We start from the raw sequence: 7,166 nt of genomic DNA, 5'->3' as shown, positions 1-7,166 counted from the left end.
AGGCCGCCGCCTCTCGGAGCGGCTGTTCAACAACAAGCCGGGCGAGCACCTCAACTACGATCTGGTGCCGACCGTGGTGTTCAGCCACCCGCCCATCGGCACCATCGGCCTGACCGAGCCGGAAGCCGTCGCCGAATACGGGGAAGATCAGGTGAAGGTCTACCGCAGCCAGTTCACCGCCATGTACTCGGCCCTGACCCAGCATCGCCAGCCCACCCGGATGAAACTGGTCTGCGTCGGGCCGGAAGAGAAGGTGGTCGGCCTGCACGGCATCGGCTTCGCCATGGACGAGATCCTGCAGGGCTTCGGCGTCGCCATGAAGATGGGCGCCACCAAGGCGGACTTCGACAACTGCGTCGCCATTCATCCAACCAGTGCGGAAGAGTTTGTGACCATGCGATAAGCGGGGTTGAAGCTGGCCTGTCATTATCAGACCAGCTTCTACAACTGTGTTTCCACTCACCATCCGACCAGCGCGGAAGAGTTTGTGACCATGCGATAAGCGGGGTTGAAGCTGACCTCATCACCATCGGGTCAGCTTCCGCCACTTGCTACCAAACCCGGCCCAGGCCGGGTTTTTTGTGCCTTGCCCGTCCACCAGCCAACAAAACCCGCCTTCTTTACGCCGATTTTACGCCAGCCAAATTGGGCTTTATGGCGCCTTTACGCCCGTTCTACATACCCTTTCAGCGTCAATGAGACCTATGGGATCGACACGGATATGCATCGATCCCTGACGCTAATTACCTCAACGGAGTCGTTATGAATTGGCTATATCTGCTGCTGGTCCTCGCCCTCGCGGGCTATCTGCTGCGCGCCCTCGCGCGCACTCATGAGTGAGGAACCGAATATGTGGCAAGAGATCATCTATCCCGTCGCGTTCGTGCTGCTGGTGCTGCTGCCGGCGCCTCTGCTTGGCAACTACCTGTATCGGGTGTTTGAAGGCAAGAGTCGCTGGCTGGCCCCGCTTGAGCGCGCCACCCTGGCCTGCTGCGGCACGGACGGGCGCGAGCAGGACTGGAAGTCCTACGCCCTCAGCCTGCTGGCTTTCAACGGCGCCGGTTTCGGCCTGCTGTTCCTGATCCTGATGGCGCAGGGGCTGCTGCCCCTCAACCCGCAGCAACTGCCCGGGCTGAACTGGCAACTCGCCTTCAACACCGCGGTCAGCTTCATGACCAACACCAACTGGCAGGCCTACTCCGGCGAAGCCAGCCTCTCCTACTTCAGCCAGATGGTGGGGCTCACCACCCAGAACTTCGTCTCCGCCGCCACCGGCGCCGCCGTCGCCATCGCCTTGTTTCGCGGCATCGCCCGCCAGCAGACCACCCACCTCGGCAACTTCTGGCAGGATCTGGTGCGTTTCTGTCTCTACGTGCTGCTGCCGATGGCGCTGATCCTGGCGCTACTGCTGGTCTGGCAGGGGGTGCCCCAGAGCCTGTCGGCCTACCTGCCGTTCCACGCTCTGGAAGGGCAGGAGCAGCTGCTGCCGCTCGGCCCGGCCGCCTCCCAGATCGCCATCAAGCAGCTCGGCTCCAACGGCGGCGGCTTCTTCGGCATCAACTCGGCCCATCCGTTCGAGAACCCGACCGCCCTCTCCAACTGGCTGGAGATGGTCGCCCTGCTGACGCTGGCCGCCGCCATGGTCTGCACCCTGGGGCGCTACGTGAAGGATCTGGCCCACAGCCGCGCCATCCTCATCGCCATGACCATCATGCTGGTGCTGGGGCTCTGCCTCGCCATCGGCCAGGAGCTGAAGCCGGATCCGGCCCTCGCCCACCTCACCAGCGAAGCCGGCAACTGGGAAGGCAAGGAGAGCCGCTTCGGCCCCGTGCTCTCCAGCATCTGGGAAGTGGCCACCACCGCCGCCTCCAACGGCTCGGTCAACGCCATGCACGACAGCTTCGCCCCGCTCGCCGGCATGGTCGGCATGATCAACATGCTGCTGGGTGAAGTGGTGTTCGGCGGCGTCGGTGCCGGCATCTACGGCATGATGCTGTTCGTTCTGCTGACCGTGTTCCTGTGCGGCCTGATGGTGGGGCGCACCCCCACCTATCTGGGCAAACGGCTCGGTATCACCGAGATGAAGTGGGTGGTCGCCAGCATGCTGGTGATGCCCATCGGGGTATTGGTGATCGGCGGCATTACCCTGCTGATGCCGAACTCCGCCACCGTCATCGGTCACGATGGCCCCCATGGCTTGTCACGACTGATCTATGCCTACGCCTCGGCCGCCGGCAACAACGGCTCCGCCTTCGCCGGCTTTGCCGCAGCCGACAGCTGGCAGTGCATCGCCATCGGGCTGGCCATGCTGCTCGGCCGCTTCGGCTACATCATTCCGGTACTGGCCATCGCCGGCCAGCTGGCCCGTGCCCCGCGCCAGGAGACGAGCGAAGGGGACTTCCCCGTCAGCGGCCCGCTCTTCATCACTCTGCTGATCGTCACCGTGCTGCTGATGGGGGGGCTCTCCTTCCTGCCGGTGCTGGCGTTGGGCCCGGTGGCGGAACACCTGAGCCTGCTGGGAGGTGCCTTCTGATGCTGCACACCCGATTGATCTGCGTGACCAACTATTCGATGCAGGGAGCTTTCCAATGAGCAAGTCCGCTTCAATGAGCACCGACACCATTCCGGTGAAGGGCAAGAAACAGAAATCACAGATCCTGCAGGCCATGGTGGAAGCCCTCTATCGCTTCAATCCCAGGGCGCTGCTCGGCAGCCCCATCCTGTTCACCCTCTGGCTGGCGGCCGTGATGGCGACCCTGGAGTCGCTGCTGGGGCAACCGCTCTCCGGCGTCGCTCCTTCGCTGGCCTGGCAGCTGACCGCCTGGCTCTGGCTCACCCTCTGGTTTGCCAACTTCGCCGAAACCCTGGCCGAGGGGCGCGGCAAGGCGCGGGCCGACAGCCTGAAGGCCGGCATGAGCCAGCTCAAGGCACGTCGAGTCACCAGCCCGCAGGATGACAAGGGCGAGTGGGTACCGGCCACCAGCCTGCTCAAGGGCGATCTGGTGCTGGTGCGCAGCGGCGAGATGATCCCGGCCGACGGCGAAGTGGTCGCCGGCATCGCCTCGGTCAACGAGGCGGCCATCACCGGCGAATCCGCCCCCGTCATCCGCGAGTCCGGCACCGACCGCAGCGGCGTGACCGGCAACACCACCGTCGTTTCCGACGAGATCTGGGTGCGTATCACCAACAACCCGGGCGAAAGTACCCTGGATCGCATGATTGCCCTGGTGGAAGGGGCCAAGCGGCAGAAGACCCCCAACGAGATGGCGCTGGACGCCCTGCTGGTAGGGCTGACCCTGATCTTCCTGCTGGTGGTGGCCACCCTGCCCTGGTTCCTCGACTACAACGGCACCCAGGTGCCCCGGCTCTATCTGCTGGCGCTGTTCATCACCCTGATCCCGACCACCATCGGCGGCCTGCTCTCCGCCATCGGCATCGCCGGCATGGACCGGCTGGTGAAGCTCAACGTGATCGCCAAGTCGGGCCGGGCGGTGGAAGCCGCCGGCGACGTGCGTACCCTGCTGCTGGACAAGACCGGCACCATCACCTTCGGCAACCGGATGGCGGACGAGCTGATCCCGGCCCCCGGCGTGGATCCCTCCCTGCTGGCTCAGGCCGCCATGCTGGCCTCGCTCGGTGACAACACGCCGGAAGGCAAATCCATCCTGACCCTGGCGGGCAAGAGCCACACCAGACCGAGCCAACTGGAGAGCGACATCATCATCCCCTTCAGCGCCGAGACCCGGCTGAGCGGGCTGGATCGCAACGGCCATCACTATCGCAAGGGGGCGGTGGACGCTGTGCTGCGCTACCTCTCCCTCGATCGCAAGGCGGTGCCCGAGCTCATTCTCAAATCGGTGGACAACATTGCCCGCCAGGGGGGTACCCCGCTGCTGGTCTGCACCCACGAGAAGCTGCTGGGGGTAGTGTTCCTCAAGGACATCATCAAGCCGGGCATCAAGGCCCGCTTCCAGATCCTGCGCCACATGGGGATCCGCACCGTGATGATCACCGGTGACAACCCGCTGACCGCCGCCGCCATCGCCGCCGAGGCCGGGGTGGATGACTTCATCGCCGAGGCGACGCCGGAGAAGAAGCTGGCCTACATCCGTCAGGAGCAGGCCGACGGCCGGCTGGTCGCCATGTGCGGGGACGGCGCCAACGACGCACCAGCCCTGGCCCAGGCCGACGTGGGGCTGGCCATGAACGAGGGGACTCAGGCCGCCAAGGAGGCGGGCAACCTGGTGGATCTCGACTCCAACCCCACCAAGCTGCTGGACGTGGTGCTGGTGGGCAAGCAGCTGCTGGTGACCCGCGGCGCCCTGACCACCTTCTCCATCGCCAACGACGTGGCCAAGTACTTCGCCATCCTGCCGGCCCTGTTTATCGCCGCCTATCCGCAGCTGGGGGCGCTGAACCTGATGCAGCTGGGCAGTCCGGAGAGCGCCATCCTGTCGGCCATCATCTTCAACGCCCTGATCATCGTCGCGCTGGTGCCGCTGGCCCTGCGCGGGGTCAGCCTGAAGGGAACGGCGGCCAGCCTGCTGCGCCGCAACCTGCTGATCTACGGCGTCGGCGGCCTGATAGTGCCCTTCATCGGCATCAAGTTGATCGACCTGGTCATCACCGGCCTGGGCCTAGTGTGACTACATAGCGGGGTGCAGGCCTGGCTTGTACCCCATCAATCTTTTGGAGCAAAAAATCATGATAGCAATCAGAACCCTGCTGACCCTGACCCTGCTGCTGGGGGTGGCATATCCGCTGGCCGTCACCGGGCTGGCCCAGCTGCTCTTCCCCTGGCAGGCCAACGGCAGCCTGCTCACCAACGCCAAGCAGCAAGTGGTCGGCAGCGCCCTGCTAGCCCAGAAATTCGAGCGGGCCGACTACTTCCACTCCCGCCCCTCCGCCAGCGATTTCGCCACCATAGGTGGCGGCGGAAGCAACCTGGGGATGAGCTCGCCGCTACGGGCCGAGTTTGCCGCCGCTGCGGCCAGGGCGCAGCCGGAAGCCAGGGTCCCCGCCCTGCTGACCCGCTCCGCCTCCGGCCTCGATCCCCATCTGCCCCTCGATGCAGCGCTGGCCCAGGTGGATAGGGTCGCCGGGCAACGGGGGCTGGATCCCGTTCAGTTGACGGAGCAGGTCAAGTCGGCGGCACAAGCTGGTATCCTTGGCCCGCAGGTGGTCAACATTCTCCAGTTGAACCTGCAACTCGATCATCAAAAGGGCGCCTGAGGGCGCTCCTTGCCGTTCGGGAAGGCTCCCTTTCGACAACGGGGACAAGCATGAGCAATGAGGTCACGGCCGCAGTTCGGCCGATGCAACGGGAGCACGGGGATGCGTGATGAAGTGAGGGCAGACGCCCTGCTGGCGAGCCTGGAGCAGGAGCACAGGGGCAAGCTGAAGGTGTTTCTCGGCGCGGCCCCCGGCGTCGGCAAGACCTACGCCATGCTGCAGGCGGTGCGGGAGCAGGCCAGGGAGGGAGTCGACATCCTGATCGGAGTGGTGGAAACCCACGGCCGCCAGGAGACCCTGGCCCTGCTCGACAAACTCGCCATCCTGCCGCGCACACTGCACCTGCACCGCCAGCAGCGGCTGGAGGAGATGGATCTGGACGGTCTGCTGGCGCGAAAGCCCGCCATTGCCGTGGTGGACGAGCTGGCCCACAGCAACGCCCCCGGCAGCCGCCACGAGAAGCGCTGGCAGGATGTGGAGGAGTTGCTGGGCGCCGGCATCGACGTCTACACCACCCTCAACGTGCAGCATCTGGAGAGCCTCAACGATCTGGTGTGGCAGCTGACCGGGGTCAGGGTCAAGGAGACCCTGCCGGATCAGGTGCTGCTGGAGGCTGACAGCCTGGTGCTGATCGACCTCCCCCCCAAGGAGCTGCTCGGCCGCCTCAAGGAGGGCAAGGTCTATGTGCCCCACCAGGCCAAGGCCGCCCTGCAGTCTTTTTTCTCTCTCAACAACCTGACCGCTCTGCGGGAGCTGGCGATGCAGACCGCCGCCAGCCACGTGGAGGGAGACCTGCAGTTGCAGTGGCAGGCGGCTGGCAAGACCACACTGCCGCTGCGGGGCAAGCTGATGGTCTGCATCGGGGATGAGCACGGCGCCGCCCTGGTGCGTTACGGCCACCGCTTCGCCCAGCGCAGGCAACTGCCCTGGCTGGTGGTGCACATCGACAGCAAGGGGCAACGCTCCCCCGAGCTGGAGCAGGCGCTGGCCCTCGCCTCCCAGCTGGGGGCCAGGGTGCTGACCCTCTCCAGCCCGGCCGTGGCCGATGCCCTGCTGGAGACCGCCGAACAGCAGCAGGTCTCCCAATTGCTGCTCGGCAAATCCCGCAACCCGCCCTGGCGTCGATCCCTGGTACAGCACCTGCTCAAACAGGCGCAGGGATTCGAGATCACGCTGGTGGATACCGAGAAGCGCAAGCCCGGTCTGACCCTGCCAACGGCAGGCCCGGGTGAGCTTCGCCAGAGCCTGCTCGCGGTGGCCATCATGGGGGGGACCTCAGCCGCGGTCTGGGCCCTCTCCCACTGGCTGCCCCCCGCCTCCCTACCCATGCTGTTCGTGCTGGGGGTACTGGCCACCGCGCTCACCACCAGCCTGGTCCCCGCCATCCTGGCCGCCGTGCTGGGATTCGTCGGCCACAATCTGCTGTTCACCTTCCCCTACTTCTCCCTGAGCGTGGCCAGCCACAGCGACCTGCTCACCCTGTTCGTGCTGCTCATCGTCGGCATCGCGGCCGGGCGCCTCGCCTCCCGCCAGCGTCAGCAACTGGTCAGTCTGCGCGAGACCCAGCAGCTGGGTAACGCCCTGCTCTCCCTGAGCCAGGGACTGGCCACCGCCAGCAGCCCGGTAGACGTGCTGAGACAGGGAACCCAGGCCATCGCCCTCGCCCTTGGGCAGCCCGTATTCGCGCTCGATGGGGATTACCAGTACCGGGCCGGTGACACCCAGACCGGGCCGGGCCAGACAGACAAGGCCGCCATTGACTGGTGCCTGGCCCAGAAGCAGAGCGCTGGTGCCCATACCGCCACCCTCAACGCCGCCGAGGCTCAGTATCATCACCTCGGCGATGACCTGGTGCTGGGCATCCGGCTGGCCAGCCCGCTCACCTCCGCCGCCGAGCACCAGCTGCAGGCCCTGCTCACCGATATCCGCGCCGC

Annotated in this window: 4 protein-coding genes and 1 pseudogene; all 5 read left to right on the top strand. The window is 65.8% G+C overall.

Annotation, left to right across the window (positions count from 1 at the left end):
* Positions 1 to 403: pseudogene (locus tag AACR77_RS03415) on the top strand (glutathione-disulfide reductase); the annotation flags it as partial.
* Positions 404 to 850: 447 nt separating this feature from the next.
* Complete coding sequence (gene kdpA, locus AACR77_RS03410; protein ID WP_042879739.1) at positions 851 to 2,533, top strand: potassium-transporting ATPase subunit KdpA; 1,683 nt, start codon at positions 851 to 853, stop codon at positions 2,531 to 2,533.
* Between the two features lie 55 nt (positions 2,534 to 2,588).
* On the top strand, positions 2,589 to 4,646 hold the full coding sequence (gene kdpB, locus AACR77_RS03405) for a potassium-transporting ATPase subunit KdpB (RefSeq protein ID WP_042879736.1): 2,058 nt from the start codon (positions 2,589 to 2,591) through the stop codon (positions 4,644 to 4,646).
* A 58-nt stretch (positions 4,647 to 4,704) separates the two neighbouring features.
* Positions 4,705 to 5,232 (top strand): potassium-transporting ATPase subunit C, encoded by a 528-nt coding sequence (locus AACR77_RS03400; RefSeq protein ID WP_041212076.1) that lies wholly within the window; start codon positions 4,705 to 4,707, stop codon positions 5,230 to 5,232.
* Positions 5,233 to 5,334: 102 nt separating this feature from the next.
* Positions 5,335 to 7,166, top strand: a 1,832-nt coding sequence (locus AACR77_RS03395) for a DUF4118 domain-containing protein (RefSeq protein ID WP_042879733.1), incomplete at its 3' end; no start/stop codon positions are given.

The sequence above is a fragment of the Aeromonas sp. ZOR0002 genome (assembly GCF_963866995.1).
GTDB classification, from domain to species: domain Bacteria; phylum Pseudomonadota; class Gammaproteobacteria; order Enterobacterales; family Aeromonadaceae; genus Aeromonas; species Aeromonas caviae.
Note: the sequence above shows the minus strand (reverse complement) of the source record. Positions and strands in the feature narration are given on the sequence as shown.